The 17,004-nt window shown below is 73.0% G+C and carries 14 protein-coding genes and 1 riboswitch; of the genes, 7 read left to right on the forward strand and 7 right to left on the reverse strand.

What is annotated here, in order from left to right:
- The first annotated feature begins 341 nt into the window (after positions 1–341).
- Together D7193_RS09855 and D7193_RS09860 are read left to right on the forward strand one after the other, a co-directional pair.
- Positions 342–1,328, forward strand: a complete 987-nt coding sequence (locus D7193_RS09855) for a hypothetical protein (protein ID WP_120778961.1) — start codon at positions 342–344, stop codon at positions 1,326–1,328.
- Positions 1,328–2,266, forward strand: a complete 939-nt coding sequence (locus D7193_RS09860) for a serine hydrolase (RefSeq protein WP_120778962.1) — start codon at positions 1,328–1,330, stop codon at positions 2,264–2,266. Before D7193_RS09855 ends, D7193_RS09860 begins: the two co-directional genes overlap by 1 nt.
- A 54-nt stretch (positions 2,267–2,320) precedes the next feature.
- Here D7193_RS09860 and D7193_RS09865 read toward each other — a convergent pair whose 3' ends face one another.
- From D7193_RS09865 to D7193_RS09875, 3 genes are read right to left on the reverse strand one after another with little or no spacing between them, the layout of a single operon-like run.
- On the reverse strand, positions 2,321–3,172 hold the full coding sequence (locus tag D7193_RS09865; protein WP_120778963.1) for a menaquinone biosynthetic enzyme MqnA/MqnD family protein: 852 nt from the start codon (positions 3,170–3,172) through the stop codon (positions 2,321–2,323).
- A 33-nt stretch (positions 3,173–3,205) separates the two neighbouring features.
- On the reverse strand, positions 3,206–4,525 hold the full coding sequence (locus D7193_RS09870) for an MFS transporter (protein WP_120778964.1): 1,320 nt from the start codon (positions 4,523–4,525) through the stop codon (positions 3,206–3,208).
- A gap of 40 nt (positions 4,526–4,565) precedes the next feature.
- A complete protein-coding gene (locus tag D7193_RS09875; protein ID WP_120778965.1) occupies positions 4,566–5,147 on the reverse strand; it encodes an ArsR/SmtB family transcription factor in 582 nt (193 codons plus the stop codon).
- Positions 5,148–5,432: 285 nt separating this feature from the next.
- Between D7193_RS09875 and D7193_RS09880 the strand changes: the two genes are divergently transcribed.
- The 4 genes from D7193_RS09880 to D7193_RS09895 all read left to right on the forward strand — a co-directional run bounded on the left by D7193_RS09880 (position 5,433) and on the right by D7193_RS09895 (position 10,239).
- A complete protein-coding gene (locus D7193_RS09880) occupies positions 5,433–7,514 on the forward strand; it encodes a HelD family protein (RefSeq protein ID WP_120778966.1) in 2,082 nt (693 codons plus the stop codon).
- A 103-nt stretch (positions 7,515–7,617) separates the two neighbouring features.
- Positions 7,618–8,619, forward strand: a complete 1,002-nt coding sequence (locus D7193_RS09885; RefSeq protein WP_120778967.1) for an ABC transporter ATP-binding protein — start codon at positions 7,618–7,620, stop codon at positions 8,617–8,619.
- Between the two features lie 13 nt (positions 8,620–8,632).
- Complete coding sequence (locus D7193_RS09890; protein WP_120778968.1) at positions 8,633–9,370, forward strand: ABC transporter permease; 738 nt, start codon at positions 8,633–8,635, stop codon at positions 9,368–9,370.
- 95 nt (positions 9,371–9,465) lie between these two features.
- On the forward strand, positions 9,466–10,239 hold the full coding sequence (locus D7193_RS09895) for a VOC family protein (protein ID WP_120778969.1): 774 nt from the start codon (positions 9,466–9,468) through the stop codon (positions 10,237–10,239).
- 84 nt (positions 10,240–10,323) lie between these two features.
- Here the strand turns inward: D7193_RS09895 and D7193_RS09900 are convergent, their stop codons facing one another.
- From D7193_RS09900 to D7193_RS09915, 4 genes are all read right to left on the reverse strand, one after another.
- Positions 10,324–11,109 carry an ABC transporter ATP-binding protein gene (locus D7193_RS09900; RefSeq protein ID WP_120778970.1) on the reverse strand — a complete coding sequence of 262 codons (786 nt, stop codon included), beginning with the start codon at positions 11,107–11,109 and terminating at the stop codon, positions 10,324–10,326.
- A complete protein-coding gene (locus tag D7193_RS09905; protein WP_241562866.1) occupies positions 11,106–12,203 on the reverse strand; it encodes a FecCD family ABC transporter permease in 1,098 nt (365 codons plus the stop codon). The genes D7193_RS09900 and D7193_RS09905 overlap by 4 nt, the downstream gene beginning before the upstream one ends.
- A 28-nt stretch (positions 12,204–12,231) precedes the next feature.
- Complete coding sequence (locus D7193_RS09910; RefSeq protein WP_120778971.1) at positions 12,232–13,167, reverse strand: ABC transporter substrate-binding protein; 936 nt, start codon at positions 13,165–13,167, stop codon at positions 12,232–12,234.
- A 108-nt stretch (positions 13,168–13,275) separates the two neighbouring features.
- A riboswitch (cobalamin riboswitch) is annotated at positions 13,276–13,344 on the reverse strand.
- Positions 13,345–13,531: 187 nt separating this feature from the next.
- The gene (locus tag D7193_RS09915) at positions 13,532–15,406 is read right to left on the reverse strand and encodes a M14 family metallopeptidase (protein ID WP_120778972.1); all 1,875 of its coding nucleotides are present in this window, start codon (positions 15,404–15,406) and stop codon (positions 13,532–13,534) included.
- Between the two features lie 213 nt (positions 15,407–15,619).
- Here D7193_RS09915 and D7193_RS09920 point away from each other — a divergent pair, with 213 nt between their 5' ends.
- Positions 15,620–16,984: a C39 family peptidase gene (locus D7193_RS09920; RefSeq protein WP_120778973.1), complete on the forward strand. Its 1,365-nt coding sequence runs from the start codon at positions 15,620–15,622 to the stop codon at positions 16,982–16,984.
- Positions 16,985–17,004 lie beyond the last annotated feature (20 nt).

Here is a 17,004-nt window from a genome sequence, read left to right on the forward strand (position 1 = left end):
AACCAGAGGGTGTAACAGGAATGCGACGTCGCCTTCCGTACCGCATCGCCGGTTCGCCGGTTCCGGGTCCCTCTCGGACACCTATGACCTGAGTCACGCCGCAAAGATGAACCCCCGCAGAAGCCCCATAACGGCTTGATATCCCGCCTTCATGGCAACTTGCCAGCCAGCGGGTTCTGGCATACGCCACATTCGGACGTAGACTTTCCGCGTCACACCGATCGGCTGCTGGCGATCGCCGCCACCACTCGGGCCGTCGACCCCCGGCCCCGGCGACGAGCCGGTCCGTTCCTGGCAACAAGCCCGGTCCCCCCGGCCTGACATCTGGAGCTCACCCACTCATGCGTTCCCGCGTGACCATGGTGCTCGCCGTCGTGGCGGTTCTCCTCGGTGGCGTCCTGCTGGTCCCCGCCGCGTACGCCCGGCTCTCGGCCGGCGACGACGCGGGGAACGGCGGTGGCGGCGGAGGCAGCAGCGTCGCCGCGCCCGCACCCACCCCGCCGCCCCCGCCGACCCTCGCCGCGGGCCCGGTCTCGGTGAACTTCACCGGAGAGTTCTTCTCCTGGGCCCTCATGGACCGGAAGACCGGGGCGATCTCCGGGTCGAAGAACATGGCGTCGACCAGCTCCACCGAGTCGATGATCAAGGCCTGGATCGTGAGCGACTACCTGCGCCAACTCGGCGACAAGGAGCCTCCGGAGTCCATGCTGAAGGCGGCCAGTCTCGCCATCCGGGACAGCAATGACAAGGCGGCCAACCAGGTCTACTCCGCCGCCGGCGGCTCGTACCGGATTCCCGCCGGTACGCAGCCCGGGCCGGTGATCAAGCGAGCCATCTCCATCTGCGGCCTCACCGACACCAAGCGCGGCGACGTGAAGCCCTACGAGGGTTACTGGAGCTTCACCCGGATGTCCCCCCGCGACGCCGTCCGACTCGGCGACTGCATCGCCGACGGCAAGGCGGCCGGGAAGAAGTGGACCAAGTGGGTGCTGGACGAGATGAGCAAGGTCCGCGGCAGCGTGAAGGACCAGCAGACGACGTCCGGCGGTGGCAAGTGGGGGATCATCGACGGCCTGCCGGCGTCGATCAAGGCGCAGGGACCGGTCAGCATCAAGAACGGCTGGACCATGCTCAACTACGACGGTAACTGGCACGTGAACTGCCTCGCCGTCACCGGCAAGTGGAGCCTCGCCGTGATGATGCGCTACCCGCAGAAGAATGGCCTCTCCTACGGCGCGAAGGTCTGCGCCAGCGTGGCCACCCAGCTCGTGACCCCGCAGCCCGGCGCCGCCCTCAAGGTGCCGCAGCAGCCGGTCGGGAAGCTCTGATGGCTGGTGCCCGTCGTAGCGGCGAGGCCTCGCCCCTGCGGCTGATCGCCATCGCGGTGATCCTCATCGGACTGGTCCTGGTGTCGCTGCGCCTGCTGCCGGGCTCCCCGTTCCAGTCGGAGGCCGCGGCCCGGTGGGGCGCAGGCGCGGGCCAGGAGGACAGGTCCACCAACGCCCCCAGCGACCGCAGCAGCCGGCCGTCGGCGCAGCCGAGCCCCAGCCCGTCCCTGGAACCGCTGCCGTTCGCCGCCAAGGACCTCGACCTGGACATCGAGGGGTGGTACAGCTGGTCCGTCCTGGACCGGCGTACCGGCGCGATCATCGGCTCGGACAACATGGACGAGACCAGCACCACCGCCTCGATGATCAAGTCCTGGATCGTGGCCGACTACCTCCGCCGGGCCGACGAGAACGGCCAGACGCCGAGCGACGCCAAGCTGGCCGACGCCACCAGGATCATCCGGGACAGCGACAACACCCGGGCCGAGCAGTTCTACAACAACGTGGGCCGGTCCGCGTCGATCAAGCGGCTCATCTCGATGTGCGGCCTCACCGACAGCAAGGTCGCGCCCGACGGCGGCTGGAGCCGCACCGCCCTCTCGCCCCGCGACACGGCGCGGATGGCCAACTGCATCGCCGAGGGCAAGGCCGCCGGCCCGAAGTGGACCAAGTGGCTCCTCAACGAGATGCGCCTGGTCCGGGGCGCGGGTGACTTCGGCATCCGGAAGGCGTTCCCGGCCGCCGAGCAGAAGCAGATCGCCATCAAGAACGGGTGGATCGACCGGACCAAGGAGCAGGAGATGCACATCAACTGCCTGGCGATCGGGGACACCTGGACGATGGGCGTGATGGTGCGCTACCCGATCGACATGGGCTACGAGTACGGCATGAAGAACTGCCAGAAGATCACCGAGGCGCTGCTCCGCCCCGGCGTCTGATCGACTCCGCTCCCGTCCGGCCGGCTCGCGGTCGGGCCGGACGCGGCGGCGGGCTCAGCCGGCGAAGAACGCCGGCCCGCCCTCCGGCAGCGCCGGGGCCTCGCCGAGGGCCGCGGCCCGCCGGGCGAACTCCCGCAGACCGGCCACCTGCCGCTCGCCCAGGGAGAAGTCGAGGGTACGGAAGTACGTGGCGAGGGTGTCCGCGTCGAACGGCTCCCACCGGGCGCCGGCCTCGGCCACCTGGTCCAGCTCCGAGAGGCAGAGGTCGCGCGAGCGCAGGAACGCCTCGTGCACCTCCTTCACCACGCCCGGGTGGGCGGCGGCGAAGTCCCGGCGTACGGCCCAGACGGCGAAGACCATCGGCAGGCCCGTCCAGTCGCGCCACGCCTGCCCGAGGTCGGTGACCTCGAGGCCTTGGCGCGGCGCCTCGTACAGGGCGCGCAGGGCCACGTCGCCGATGACCACGGCGGCGTCCGCCTCCAGCAGCATCTGGTTCAGCTCGGGCGGGCAGCGGAAGTACTCCGGGCTCACGCCGTACCGCTCCTTGAGCAGCAGCTGCGCGAGCAGCACCCCGGTACGCGAGGTGGAGCCGAGGGCGACCCGCGCCCTGTCCAGGTCGGCCAGCGGCCGGGTCGAGACGATGTTGACCGAGAGCACCGGGCCGTCGCTCCCGACCGCCAGGTCGGGCAGGAGCAGCAGCTCGTCGGCGTGCCGCAGGTACTCGAGCTGCGAGATCGGCCCGATGTCGAGGTCGCCGGCGACCAGCGCGGAGTTCAGGCGGTCCGGCGTGTCCTTGTGCAGGTCCACGTCGATGAGCGCCCCGGATCGCATGAGCCCCCAGTAGATCGGCAGGCAGTTCAGGAACTGGATGTGTCCGACCCGAGGGCGGGCGATGCGATCAGCCATGCCCTGACCGTATCCCCGCCCCCGGGTGCCGGCTCAGCGGCCCGGCGCGGGAGTGGCCAAGCCCGCACCCGGCGTCCGTGCCGCCCCGGCGCGCTCCTCCGGGTCGGGCGGCTCCGCGCCGCTCCCGGCCGCGGTGAGGCCGCCGCGCTCCGCGCGCGCCGCCCGGGCGACGGGTACGGCCAGCACGGCGACCGCGACCACGCCGGCGATCCCGGCGGCGGCCACCAGTGGCCGGGGGGCGAACAGTTCGAGCAGGAACCCGCCAGCCAGGTAGCCCACCATCGACGCGCCCTGCACCGCGCCCACGAACACCGCGAACGCGCGACCGCGGGACGCCTCGGGCACCCGGCGGGCCATCAGCACGTTGCCGAAGACGTTCTCGCCTCCGTTGCAGATGCCCCCGGCGAGCCAGATCGGCACCACCAACGCCGCCGACGGCACGGCCGCCGACGCCAGGACCGCCACGCAGCATCCACCGAGCAGGGCGAGACTGGCGCCGGCCATCGCGCCGTCGCGGCGCAGCCGCCCGGCCAGGCGCGCGAAAAGCCACGCCCCGGCCAGGACGCCGAGCGTCCAGGCGCCGGTGACCAGCCCGTACATCGTCGTGGTGCTGTGCAGCGTCTCGCGGATGAAGAAGACCTCCACGACGTTGATGGCACCGACCGCGCCGACCACCCCGGCCACCCCGACGACCGTGGCGAGCAGCAGCGGATCCCGGCGCAGCCGCCAGCCGGTCGAGGCGGGACCGCCGCCGGAGGGGCTGGCCGCCACCCGCCGGCCGCCGCCCCGCCGGGTACGGATCAGGAGCCCGGCCCCCACGAGGGCGAGGTAGCTGGCCGCGTCGATCAGCAACGGGAGGCGCACCCCGAACCCGCCGACCAGCACGCCGGCGAGGGCCGGGCCGGCGAGCGCGCCGAGCGTGCCGGCCGACTGTTGCAGGGCGCTGGCGCGGGGCAGGTCCTCCGGCCGGACCATGGCGGGGACCAGGGCGGCGAGCACGGGTTGGGTCACGGCCAGGCCGGTGGCCAGGAGACCGACGAGGACGATCACCAGCGCCGGCTGCCCGGTGTGTGCGAGCGCCAGGCAGATGCCGGCCTGCGCGAGACCGACAACCACCAGCAGGGTGCGGCTGTCCACCCGGTCGGCGAGCCGCCCGGTGAGCGGGACCAGCACCACCAGCGGCAGGGTCGCGGCCATCAGCAGGCCGGAGACCGCCAGGCCGCCGGCGCCCGCGCTCTGGAGCGCGAGGGTCAGCGCGCTCGCGGCGAGGAAGTCGCCGCAGCTGGAGACGCCTCGCGCCATCGTGACGAGCCAGACGTCCGACCAGCGCGACCGAGCAGTTGTGAAGGACATACTTCGAAAGTAATCCTTCACAACTGCCGGAGGCAACCCCCTACTCCAAGGGCAGCGCCTTGTAGTGGACGGAGACCGTCCGCGCGCCCGCCGGCGGGTCGGTGCGCGTCCGCTTCCGGTAGGGCTCCAGCAGCCGGTCCACCGCGTCGTTCAGCTCGGCGAGCTCCTCCGCGGTGATCAGCAGTTGGCTGTCGAAGAGCCGCGCCGCGTCGTACCACTCGGGCGGCTCCGCCGACGCGCGTCGCAACCAGGCCCGGCTGCGGTCCAGCTCCCGGGCCAGCCACGCCTCGACGAGGGCGGTCTGCGCCGCCACCGCGTCCGGCTCGGCGTCGCGCCCGGCGTCCACCGACCAACTGGAGCTGACCGCGCGCCAGATGCGCTCGCGCGCGTCGCCCCGGCTCGGCGCCGGCTCGACGAGGCCGGCCTTGGCCAGCTCGCGCAGGTGGTAGCTCGTGGCGCTCGGCGACTGGCCGACGATCTCGGCGCATTCGGTGGCCGTCGCGCCCTCCGGGAGCGAGCTGAGGTGTTCCATGATCGTGAGTCGGGCCGGATGAGCCAGCGCCCGCATCACCTGCGGGTCGCTGATCCTCACCCCACGCCGCTCGGCACGCGGCTCGGTCATACCTCCATGATCCCGGCCCACCACCGGCCCTGTCACCGACCCCGACGCCACGTCCCCGCAGGCAAGATCGACACAGGATCGAGGAAGGTGCAGTGACGCGCACGCCCCCGGTGGGGGCGCGCACGGAAATTCCGTGGCCCGGCGCGCGGCGGGCGGCGTAGGGTGGACGACCGCGCGCGTCGCCGCGCGCCATCCTGCCTACGGGCACAGCCGACACCGCGTCGACGGAGCGCCGGGCGGCCCAGGTCAACCGATCACACGAAACGCACCGGAAGGTCGCCTCGGATGACCCTTGCTGCCCAGACCTCGCACGATCCCGCCGAGCCGGACGCGCTCGACGAGGAACTCGCCGCCGAACGTACCCACCTCGAATCGTCCCGGGCCGCCCTGCGCGTGATGCGCGAACGCGCCCAGGCCCTCTTCGCCACGGGCGACAAGGTCGCCGGTGACGCCTACACCGCCGAGCAACTGGGTCGCCACATGGCACGGCGGGTCAAGGAACTGGCCGACGACCCCACCACGCCCCTGTTCTTCGGCCGGCTGGACTTCGGTGACGCCGATCCGGACCATGCGGGCCGCCGGTACCACGTCGGGCGGCGGCACGTCACCGACGAGGCGGGCGAGCCGATGGTGCTGGACTGGCGGGCGCCGGTCTCCCGGTCGTTCTACCGGGCCAGCGCCCGCGATCCGCAGGGCGTGGCGGTGCGCCGCCGCTTCGGTTTCAGCGCTGGGGTGCTGACCAGCTTCGAGGACGAGCGCCTCGACCGGGGCGAGGAGCTGGGTACGGCCAGCCGCATCCTGACCGCCGAGATCGAGCGCCCCCGCGTCGGGCCGATGCGGGACATCGTGGCGACGATCCAGCCGGAGCAGGACGAACTGGTCCGGGCCGACCTCGCGGACTCGATCTGCGTCCAGGGGGCGCCGGGCACCGGTAAGACGGCCGTCGGGCTGCACCGCGCCGCGTACCTGCTCTACGTGCACCGGGAACGGCTGCGCCGCGCCGGCGTGCTCATCGTCGGCCCGAACCGCGCCTTCCTGTCGTACATCGCCGCGGTGCTGCCCGCGCTCGGCGAGGTGGAGGTCGACCAGTCCACGGTGGAGGACCTGGTCGCGGGGGTGCCGGTGCGGGCGGTCGAGGATCCGGGCACGGCCGCGCTGAAGCACGACGTACGGATGGCGGAGGTGCTGCGCCGCGCGGTCGAGGTCCACATCGGTGAGCCCACCGAGCCGATCATGGTGTCGGACGGCTCGTTCCGCTGGCGCATCGGCCTGGACCCGCTGCACCGGGTCGTCGAGGAGACCCGGCGCGAGGGACTGCCGTACGGCACGGGCCGGGAGCGGGTCCGGGCCCGGGTGGTGAGCCTGTTGCAACGGCAGGCCGAGGCGCGCCGCGCCGAGTCGCCGGGCGACGCCTGGCTGCGGCGGATGGCGAAGTCCCGGCCGGTGACCGCCTTCCTCGACGCGGTCTGGCCGGCGCTCACCCCCGAGGGGCTGGTGCACACCCTGCTGAGCGACCCGGCCGTGCTCGCCACGGCGGCCGACGGCCTGCTGAGCCCCGAGGAGCAGGCGCTGCTCCAGGGCCGGTCGACCGGGGGCGCTACCGGCACGAAGCTCGGCCGCACCCCGAAGGCGACCCGGTGGACGGCGGCCGACGCGGTGCTCATCGACGAGGCGTCGGGCCTGCTCGAGCGGCCCGCAGGGTACGGCCACGTCGTGGTGGACGAGGCCCAGGACCTGTCCCCCATGCAGTGCCGGGCCATCGCGCGCCGCAGCGAGCACGGGTCCATCACCCTCCTCGGCGACCTCGCCCAGGGCACCGCGCCGTGGGCGGCCACCGACTGGCGGGAGACCCTCGCACACCTGGGCAAGCCGGACGCCGCGGTGGTCCCGCTGACCGTCGGGTTCCGGGTGCCGGCCGCGGTGGTGGCGTTCGCGAACCGGCTGCTGCCGGCGCTCGCCGTGGACGTACCCCCGGCCGAGTCGCTGCGCCGCGACGGTGGCCTGGACGTGCGTACCGTGACCGACCTGACCACCGCGACGGTGGCCGAGGTGCGGGCGGCGCTCGCGCACGACGGCTCGGTCGGTGTGATCGCCGCGGACGACGCCGTGGACGGCCTGCGGGCGGCGCTCGCCGCGGCCGGCGTGCCGACCGCGACCGCCGACGACGTGGGCGCCGCGGAGCGGGTCACGGTGGTCCCCGCGACGCTGGTCAAGGGCCTGGAGTACGACCACGTGGTGGTGGTCGAGCCGGCGGCGATCGTGGCCGCCGAGCCCCGGGGCCTGCACCGGCTGTACGTGGTGCTCACCCGCGCGGTGTCCCGCCTCGCGGTGCTGCACACCGCTCCGCTGCCCGCACCGCTCGGCTGAGCGGGGGCCGCGAGGGCTGGCTCCGGGGTCCTACCGTGATGCCGGCACAGCCGTTGCCGGCTGGCGTCCGTCGAGACCGCCGGAGCCACCCGAAGGAGCAGCCATGATCCTCGCCCGGGCCGTGCAGGCCAGCCGCCGGTACGGCGACGTCCTCGCCCTCGACCGGGTCGACGTCGAGGTACGGGCCGGCGAGCTGGTCGGCCTGCTCGGGCCCAACGGCGCCGGCAAGAGCACCCTCATGAACCTGTTCGTGGGGTTGCGCCGGCCCACCTCCGGCCGGGTCGAGCTGTTCGACGGTGACCCGCGCGACCCGGCGTCCCGGCGGCAGATCGGCGTGACCCCGCAGGAGACCGGTCTGCCGGGCACGCTGCGGGTCGGCGAGGTGGTGGACTTCGTCTCCGCCCACTACCCGGCCCCGATCCCCCGTGACGAACTGCTCGACCGGTTCGGCCTGGCCGACCAGGCCCGGCGGCAGACCGGCGGTCTCTCCGGCGGCCAGCGGCGTCGGCTCGCGGTGGCGCTGGCGTTCGTGGGCCGTCCCCGGCTCGTGCTGCTCGACGAGCCGACGACCGGCCTGGACGTGGAGGCGCGCCACACGCTCTGGGAGGCCATCCGCGCGTTCCACGCCGACGGGGGCACCGTGCTGCTCAGCAGCCACTACCTCGAGGAGGTGGAGGCGCTGGCCAACCGGGTGGTGGTGATCGGCCACGGTCGGGTGCTCGCCGACGACACCGTGGACGCGATCCGGGCCGTGGTCGGCGTCCGCCGGGTCAGCCTCGTGGCCGACGACCTGCCCGCGCTGCCCGGCGTGGTGCGGGCCGAACGGGTCGACGGTCGTACGCACCTGCTCACGACCGACGCCGACCAGCTCGTCCGGGACCTGGTCACCGCCGGGGTGTCCTTCTCCGGGCTGGAGGTGCGCCCCACGTCGCTGGAGGAGGCGTTCCTCGCCATCACCGCCGAACAGCAGGAGCCGAGCGGCACGGCCGGCGGCGACGGCACGCGGACGGGTAGGCCCGGCGGTTCGCCCGTCGCTCCTCGGCCGGCCGGCGCCGACGGCACACCGACCACCGCCGCCACGGGCGGCCGACCGACCACCGCCTGAGGAGGCGACAGCCGTGCAGCTCGCCCTGGTACACACGCGCTACCAGCTGCTGGAGATCATCCGCATTCCGGTCGCCGTCGTCGGCAGCGCGTTCTTCCCGGCCGCCGCGATGCTCTTCTTCGTGGTCCCGTTCGCGGGGAAGGACCCCGTGGGCGCCACCTACGCCACGGCCGCGATGGTGACGTTCTCGGTGATGAGCAGCAACATCTTCCAGTACGGCATCGGGGTCGCCGAGGACCGTGACCAGCCCTGGAACCCGTACACCCGGACCCTGCCGGCCGGGCCGGCGCCCCGGTTCGCCGGCCGCGTGCTCGCGGGCCTGGTGCTCACCTACCTGTCGCTGATCCCCGTGGTGGTCATCGGCGCGACGCTGACCGCGGCGGAAATCAGCCTCGCCGCGTTCCTCCTGGCCGCGGCCACCGTCGCCGTGGTGGCCGTGCCGTTCACGCTGATGGGGCTCGCCATCGGATACTCGCTGCCCAGCAAGGCGGCGATCGTGGTGGCCCAGGTCGTCTTCTTCCCGCTCGCCTTCGGCGGCGGGCTGCTCTCCGCACCGGACGAGGCGCCCGGGTTCATCGAGGTGATCGCGCCCTACCTGCCGACCCGGGGCGCCGTCGAGCTGATGTGGGCGGCCGTCGGCGACTATCCGGTGCGGCCGCTGTCGCTCGTGATGCTCGTGGTCTGGGTCGTGGTGCTGGCGGCGCTGGCCGGGTGGGCGTACCGGCGTGACGAGGGTCGCCGGTTCAGCTGACGATTCGTCCGTTTCCGCCCCGTACGTCGGCGGGACGGTGCCAGGATTCCCGGCAGGGGGCCGATCGAGGCCACCCGGAGCCGAGAGGGGTCGCCGTGAGCACCGTCCCGCCCGGTACGCCCTGCTGGGCCGACCTGGCCACGCCCGACCTGGACGACGCCCGGCGCTTCTACCCGGAGCTGTTCGGCTGGACGGGCCGGGTGGCGCCGGAGCCGGAGGCGGGCGGCTACACCGTCTTCCTGCTGGGTGGGCGCGCGGTGGCCGGGGTCGGTCCGCCGGCCATCCCGGACCAGGTGCCGATCTGGTCGACGTACATCGCCACGGACGACGCCGACCTGGTCGCGGGCCGGGTGGAGCGGGCCGGCGGGCAGGTGGTGGTGCCGCCGTTCGAGGTGTTCGACCGGGGGCGGATGGCCGTCTTCGCCGATCCGGCGGGCGCGTCGTTCAGCGTCTGGCAACCGATGGCCATGGCCGGCGGCGAGGTGTTCAACGTGCCGGGCGCGATGAGCTGGAACGAGCTGGTCACCCCCGACCCGGAGGGGGCCAAGGTCTTCTACGAGCTGGTCTTCGGCTGGCAGCCGGACGAGCAGGAGGTCGGCTCGATGACGTACACCGGCTGGCGGTTGGGGGCCCGGATCGTGGCGGGGATGATGCCCCCGCTGGCCGACGACTTCCCGGACGACCTGCCGGCGTACTGGACGGTCTACTTCGCGGTCGCCGACGCGGACGCGGCCGCGGCCCGGGCCGCGGAGCTGGGCGGGACGATCCTGGTGCCGCCGCGGGACGTGCCGGCGGGCCGGTTCGCCGCCCTGCGCGACCCCCAGGGCGCCCTGTTCTCGGTGATCGACCTGGGCGACGCCGCCGCCTGAGCCCCCCGCGATCTTGCACTTTCGGCCCCGGCAAAAGGGGCGTACCAGCCCGAAACAAGGGCAGAAACTGCAAGATCGCGGGGGTCAGGGGGTGCGGCGGACCGGGACCACCAAGGGGCCGTGGTCGCCGTCGACCACCCGCACGCTGGCCCGGTAGTGCTCGGCGAGCAGCCGCTCGGTGAGCACCTCCCGGGGCGTCCCGGCGGCGACCACCCGGCCGGCGGCGAGCAGCACCATCCGGTCGGCGTACTCGCCCGCGATGGAGAGGTCGTGCATGGTGGCCAGCACGGTCAGCCCGTGCTCGCCGCGCAGCCGGTCGACGAGGTCCAGCACCTCCTGCTGGTGCCCGATGTCGAGGGCGCTGGTCGGCTCGTCGAGCAGCAGGAGCGTGGCCCCCTGGGCGAGCGCCCGCGCCAGGAAGACCCGCTGCCGTTCGCCACCGGAGAGGGTGGCCAGCTCCCGGCGGGAGAAACCCCCGAGGTCCAACCGCTCCAGCACCTCGTGGACGACGGCCAGGTCGGTGGCCGACTCCCGGCCGAGCGCCGGGATGTACGGGGTACGGCCGAGCAGCACGTAGTCCAGTACGGACATGCCCGCCGGCACCACCGGGGACTGGGCCACGGTCGCCACCACCCGGGCGCGCTCGCGGCGGCGCAGCGCGGCGATCGGCGTACCGAAGAGGGTGACGGCGCCCGGCGCGGGCAGCAGGCCGCCGACGGCGCGCAGCAGGGTCGACTTGCCGGCGCCGTTCGGGCCGATCACCGTGACCCACTCGCCGGCGGCCACCGTGAGGTCCACACCGGCGAGGATCGGCGTGCCGCCGAGCGCGACGCGCAGGTCGCGCACCTGGACGGCGGGCGCGGCGCTCACGTGAGCACCCGCCGGGCGGTGCGCAGGACCAGGATGAAGAACGGGCCGCCGAGCAGCGCGGTCACCACGCCGATCGGGATCTCGGCCGGCGCGGCGGCGGTACGGGCCACCACGTCGGTGAGCGCCAGGAAGGCGGCGCCGAAGAGCAGGGACAGCGGCAGGATCACCCGGTAGCTCGACCCGGCGAGCAGCCGTACGGTGTGCGGCACGATGATGCCCACGAAGCCGATCAGCCCGGTGGCGGAGACCGCCGCGGCGGTGCCCAGCGAGGCGGCCGCGATCAGCAGGTAGCGGGAGCGCTGCGGGTGCAGCCCGAGGCTCGTGGCCTCGTCGTCGCCGACGGACAGCACGTCCAGCTCGCGGCCGTGCAGCAGGACCACGACGGTGGTGAGGACGGCGTACGGCAGGACGAGCAGCACGTCGTGCCAGCCCGCGGTGGCCAGCCGGCCGAGCAGCCACGAGTAGACGGCCTGGATGCTGTCGGAGTGGCGTTGCAGCAGGTACGTCTGGCCGGCGGAGAGGAACGCCGAGACCGCCACCCCGGCGAGGATGAGCATGGCCGGTGAACGGCCCCGGCCACCCGCGGCGCCCAGCGCGTAGGTCATGCCCACGGCGCCGAGCGACCCGACGAACGCGGCGAGCGGGATGGTCACCGGCAGCCCGGTGAGCGCGCCCTCGGTGCCGACGCCGCCGAGGGCGATCACGGCGGTCACCGCGAGCCCCGCGCCGGCGGCCACGCCGAGCAGGTACGGGTCGGCCAGCGGGTTGCGGAACACGCCCTGGTAGCACCCGCCGGCCAGGGCGAGCATGCCACCGACCAGCAGGCCGAGCACCACGCGGGGCAGCCGCAGCTCGGTCACGATGGCGACCTCGCGCTCGCTGAGCCCGCTGTCGAGGTGGACGCCGGGCAGCAGGTTGAGCAGTTCGGCGGCCACGCTGCCCGGCGGGAGGGTGACCGGGCCGAGCGACACCCCGACCACCAGCGCGACGAGCACCGCGGCCACCCCGGCGGCCAGCCAGACCGGACGCAGGCCGGCCGGCCGGGACGCGGGTGGCACCCCGGCCGGCCGGGCGGACCGCGCCGCGGGAGTCACGGGAAGGAGCCTGGTCACGGACGGGCCGTCACGCGGGCACCTTCGCGACCGCGTCCACGATGGCCCGCAGCAGGTCGACCACGCGCGGCCCCCAGCGGGAGGCGATGTCGTCGTCGAGCGCCACCACCTGGTTGTTCTTCACGGCGGTGATCCCGGACCAGCCGCTGCGGGCCTTGACCGTGTCGGCGCTCTGCTGGCAGCACTTGGTGTCGGCCAGGAAGACGAAGTCCGGGTCGGCCTTGACGATGACCTCCTGGGAGAGCTGCGGGTAGCCCCCGTTCTTGCCGTCGGCGTCCGCCGGGTCGGCGATGTTCTCCAGGCCGGCGAGCGCGTAGAGCGAGCCGATGAAGGTCTTGCTGGTCGCGCTGTACAGCTCCGGGCCCAGCTCGTGGTAGTAGGTGAGCTTCTCGGGCCGCTGCGGCAGGTCCTTCACGAGCTTGTCGATGTCGTCGCGCATCCGCTTGGTCACGTCGGCCGCCTCCGTGGCGTGGCCGGTGAGCGTGCCCAGGTCGGTGATCTGCCGGTACGAGTCGTCCAGCGTGGTCGCGGCGGGGGTGAGGTACACGGGGATCTTCAGCTTGCCGAGCTGGTCGACGATCTTGTTGCGGTCGTCGGAGATCACCACCAGGTCGGGGTTCTTGGCGGCGATCGCCTCGGCGTTCGGCTGGAAGCCGGACAGGTCGCTCTTCGGCGCCTCGGCCGGGTAGTTCGAGTTGTCGTCGACGGCCACCACCTGCGGGCCGGCGCCGATGGCGAAGATCATCTCGGTGGCGCTCGGTGAGAGCGAGACGATCTTCTCCGGGCGCTTGTCGAGGGTGACGGCGCCGACCGTGGCCGGGAAGGCGGCCGCCGACGAGCCGCTGCCGGCCGCGGGCGTGTCGTCGGCCTTCTCGGCGCAGGCACCGAGGGTGAGCGCGGCGACCGCCAGGGTCGCGGCGAAGAGCCGGGGGGTACGTCTGGACATCGGTCCTCCTGTCGGTCGAGGAGCGTGGTGCTTCGCCGACAGGAACACTGCGCCCGTCCGCGAGGCGCCCTTCCTCGAGAGCGCGGGTCGCGACCGATCCGCAGGCGACCTGGCTCATCCCCGCCGACGAGGCGGCGGGGCATCACAGTTGCGGGACAGCGCCGGGGTCACACCGGCTTCGCTGCGGAACGGTCGGTAAGACGGTAGCGCACCACCTGGGCGGGACCGAGAGCCGAAAACGCCCATCGAGGCCAGACGATGATCCGGCCCGCGACGGCACGGGCCGGATCGTTCGTTGCTACCGGTATGTCCGGTCCAGCCTGGGTGGTGGGGCCCCGCCGGGGGCGTGCGGGGCCCCACCGGCTCAGGAGGACGTGATGGTGACGTTGTCCACAGCCGCCTCGACGAGGCTCGCGCCCGAGGCGTCCGCCGCCTGCACCAGGATCCGGATCGACTGGCCCGCGTACGGGGTGAGGTTGAGGTTCGAGACCGTCCAGGCGCCGTTGCGGTTGGTCGCCGCGCCGGCCTGGTTGAGCAGGGTGGTGGTGCCGCCGCTGTGCACCACGCTCACCCGGAAGTAGTCGGCCGACGACGCGTTCGAGCCGTGGGCCAGGTACCAGGCGAGCGAGAGCGTGAGCGTGCCGCTGGCGGGCAGCGTCACCGCGGGCGACTGGGCGGTGGTGACGCCGCCGTCGAGGTCGTAGTCACCCGCCGCGGTACCGGCCAGCCGGCCGGTGACCAGGTCGTTGCTCCCGGCGTACGGGGTGAGCTGCTTCGCCCCGCTGGACGTGGTCGCCTGCGCGGCGCCCCGCTCCCACACCCCGAGGGTCGCCGTGTCGGTGCCGGCCGGGTTGACCGTCCACCCGGTGGCCGTCTCGAAGGTGTCCGACCACACCGTGGTGCCGCCGCCACCGCCGCAGTACTGCGCCTGCTTGCCGATGGCCCGGTACGGGCAGTCGGCGTACTCGCTGAGCATCAGCACCGCCTCCCGGTTGCGGGAGGTCTGCGCCGGGATCACCTCGTCGGGCGGGTAGAAGCCGCCGCCGCTGGCCGAGCCCGGGTACATCTCGAAGGTGTACGCCCAGATGCCGTGCGCCGCCCACATCCAGTCGATGCTGGTGCCGTCGGCGATGTAGAGGTCGCTGGACTGCTCCGGCGTGTAGCCGTTGGTGGCCGCCATCTGCTGGCCGATGGTGGCGAACGTGTTGTACTGGTCCGCGCTCATCCCGGTCGGCGTGTTGGCGGTCGTGTAGCCGAAGGGCCAGAGCACGAGCTGCGAGTACGTGTGGAAGTCGATGTTGGCCTTGATCTGCTGGACGCCGCCGACCACCCGGCTGTTCACGAAGTTGCGCAGCGCCTGCGTCTCGGGGGCCGAGAACGCCGACGGGCCGCGGTAGGTCTCCGACGACGTGGAGCCCGACGAGCCGCCGCAGCAGCCCCACTGGTAGCCCCAGTTCCGGTTGAGGTCGGTGCCGACGTACGACGAGCCGCTGTTCGGCTGCCGGTTCTTCCGCCAGGACCGGTACGACCCGGTGGCGATGTCGTACTCGCTGCCGTCGGGGTTCACCGTCGGCACGATCCAGATCTCCCGGCCGTTGACGATGTTGGTGATCCGCGAGTCGCTGCCGTAGCCGTCGGTGAAGAGGTTCAGCAGGTAGATCGCCATCTCCACGGTGAGGTGCTCACGGGCGTGCTGCTGGGCGTTGAAGAGGATCTCCGGCTCGTTCTCGTCGGTGCCCACGTTGTCGGAGATCTTCACCGCCATCAGGTCCCGGCCCTCGTAGGAGCTGCCGATGCTCAGCTTGCGGGCGATCGACGGGTGGTCGGCCACGACCTGGTTCACCACCGCCGTCAGCTCGGCGTAGTCGTGGTAGTTCGAGTCGGCGGGCGGGAAGGCGAGGGTGCCCACGTCCCCGGCGCCCTCCGGTGCGGCCGGTGGGGCGGCGACCCGCTCCAGCCGGAAGCCGAGCCGGGCGATCGCCGCGGCCTCGGCCGACGTGGCCGAGACGTGCAGCACGCCGTGCTCGCTGTAGTCGATGGCCGCGCCGGTGCGGGCCACCGCGTTGCGGTCGGCGAGGGCGCGGGGGCCGAGGACCCGGTACTCGGCGGCGGCGGAGCCGCCGGGTTCCGGGGCCGGCCGTGCGGAGACCGGCCCGGTGGCGACGGTGACGAGTCCCAGCCCAGCGGCGACGGCGAGCGCCAGGGCACGACGGAGACGGACGGGTGTGCGGAAGGCCATGGACAACCTCCTCGGAGGGCGGGAGATCCCGCTCGGTGGAGGACACTTCACCACCCGTCACATGGTCATATCAATATGGATCGTTGCCTATTCCATGCCAAGCGGATCATCATCCCGGCAAGGATTTTCCATCCATCTAGATATGGCGAAACTTCTCTCCGAGCGGGAGACTGACCGGCAACCGCCCTACCTCTCCACACCCGCGGAGCACCCATGGCCAGATCCCGCCTGAGCGTGGTCGCCCTCGCCGGCGTCACCGCGCTCACCCTCCTCAGCACCGCGCTACCCGCGAACGCGGCCGCGCCGGCCGCGGTCGATCGCGCGGCCGCCGTCCTGCCGATCACCCACGACGAGCAGATCACCTTCCACGACTGGTCCCGGTACCCGGACTGGCGCCGCGGCAGCCACGACGGCACCCGCGCGGTCCCCGGCGCCCGCCCCGGCATCACCCTGGCCCGCCCCACCGGCACCATCGACTACACCGACCCGCACACCGGGGTCACCCGCACCTGGGAGCGCGCCACCTGGACCTCGCCGGTCACCGCGGTCGGTTTCGACGCGACGGAGCTGGTCGCGTCGTGGAACGCCGAGACCCCGGCGGGCACCTGGATCCAGGTCGAGCTCCAGGGCAGCTACAACACCGGCGAAAAGACCAAGTGGTACGTGATGGGCCGCTGGGCCTCGGGTGACGAGGACATCAAGCGGACCAGCGTCAACCGGCAGGGCGACCCGTGGTCGACCATCCTGACCGACACGTTCAGCATCGACGACCCGGCCGCCGGGGTGCTGCTGCGGTCGTACCAGCTCCGGCTCACCCTCTACCGCGCGCCCGGGCAGACCGCCGCGCCCGTGGTGCACACGCTCGGCGCCATGAGCTCGAACGTGCCCGACCGGTTCACCGTGACGCCGAGCGCCGGGCACATCGCCTGGGGCGTCGAGCTGCCGGTGCCGCGCTACTCGCAGAACGTGCACGCCGGGCACTACCCGGAGTACGACGGCGGTGGCGAGGCCTGGTGCTCCCCCACGTCGACCGAGATGGTCGTCGAGTACTGGGGTCGGGGGCCGTCGGCGGCCGACACGGCGTGGGTGGACCCGACCTACCCGGACCCGACCGTCAACCACGCGGCCCGGATGACCTATGACTACGCGTACGACGGCGCCGGCAACTGGCCCTTCAACACCGCGTACGCCGCCAGCTTCCCCGGCCTGGAGGGCCGGGTGACCCGGCTGCACTCCCTGGACGAGCTGGAGCGCTTCATCGCCGCCGGCATCCCGGTGGTGACCAGCCAGTCCTTCCTCGCCAGCGAACTGGACGGGGCGAACTACGGCACCTCGGGGCACCTGTTCGTGGTGGTCGGCTTCACGGCCGACGGTGACGTGATCGTCAACGACCCGGCCTCGTCGAGCAACGACGTGGTGCGCAACGTCTACCAGCGGGAGCAGTTCGAGCAGATCTGGCTGCGGACCAAGCGGATCAACGCCAGCGGCGGGGTGTCCGGCGGCTCCGGCGGCATCGCGTACCTGATCAAGCCGGTCAACAAGCCGTGGCCGCAGGTGCCCGGCTCAACCAACTGGTGAGCTGAACGACCCACGCCCCG

It is taken from the genome of Micromonospora costi, assembly GCF_003626655.1.
Classification (GTDB): Bacteria; Actinomycetota; Actinomycetes; order Mycobacteriales; family Micromonosporaceae; genus Micromonospora; species Micromonospora costi.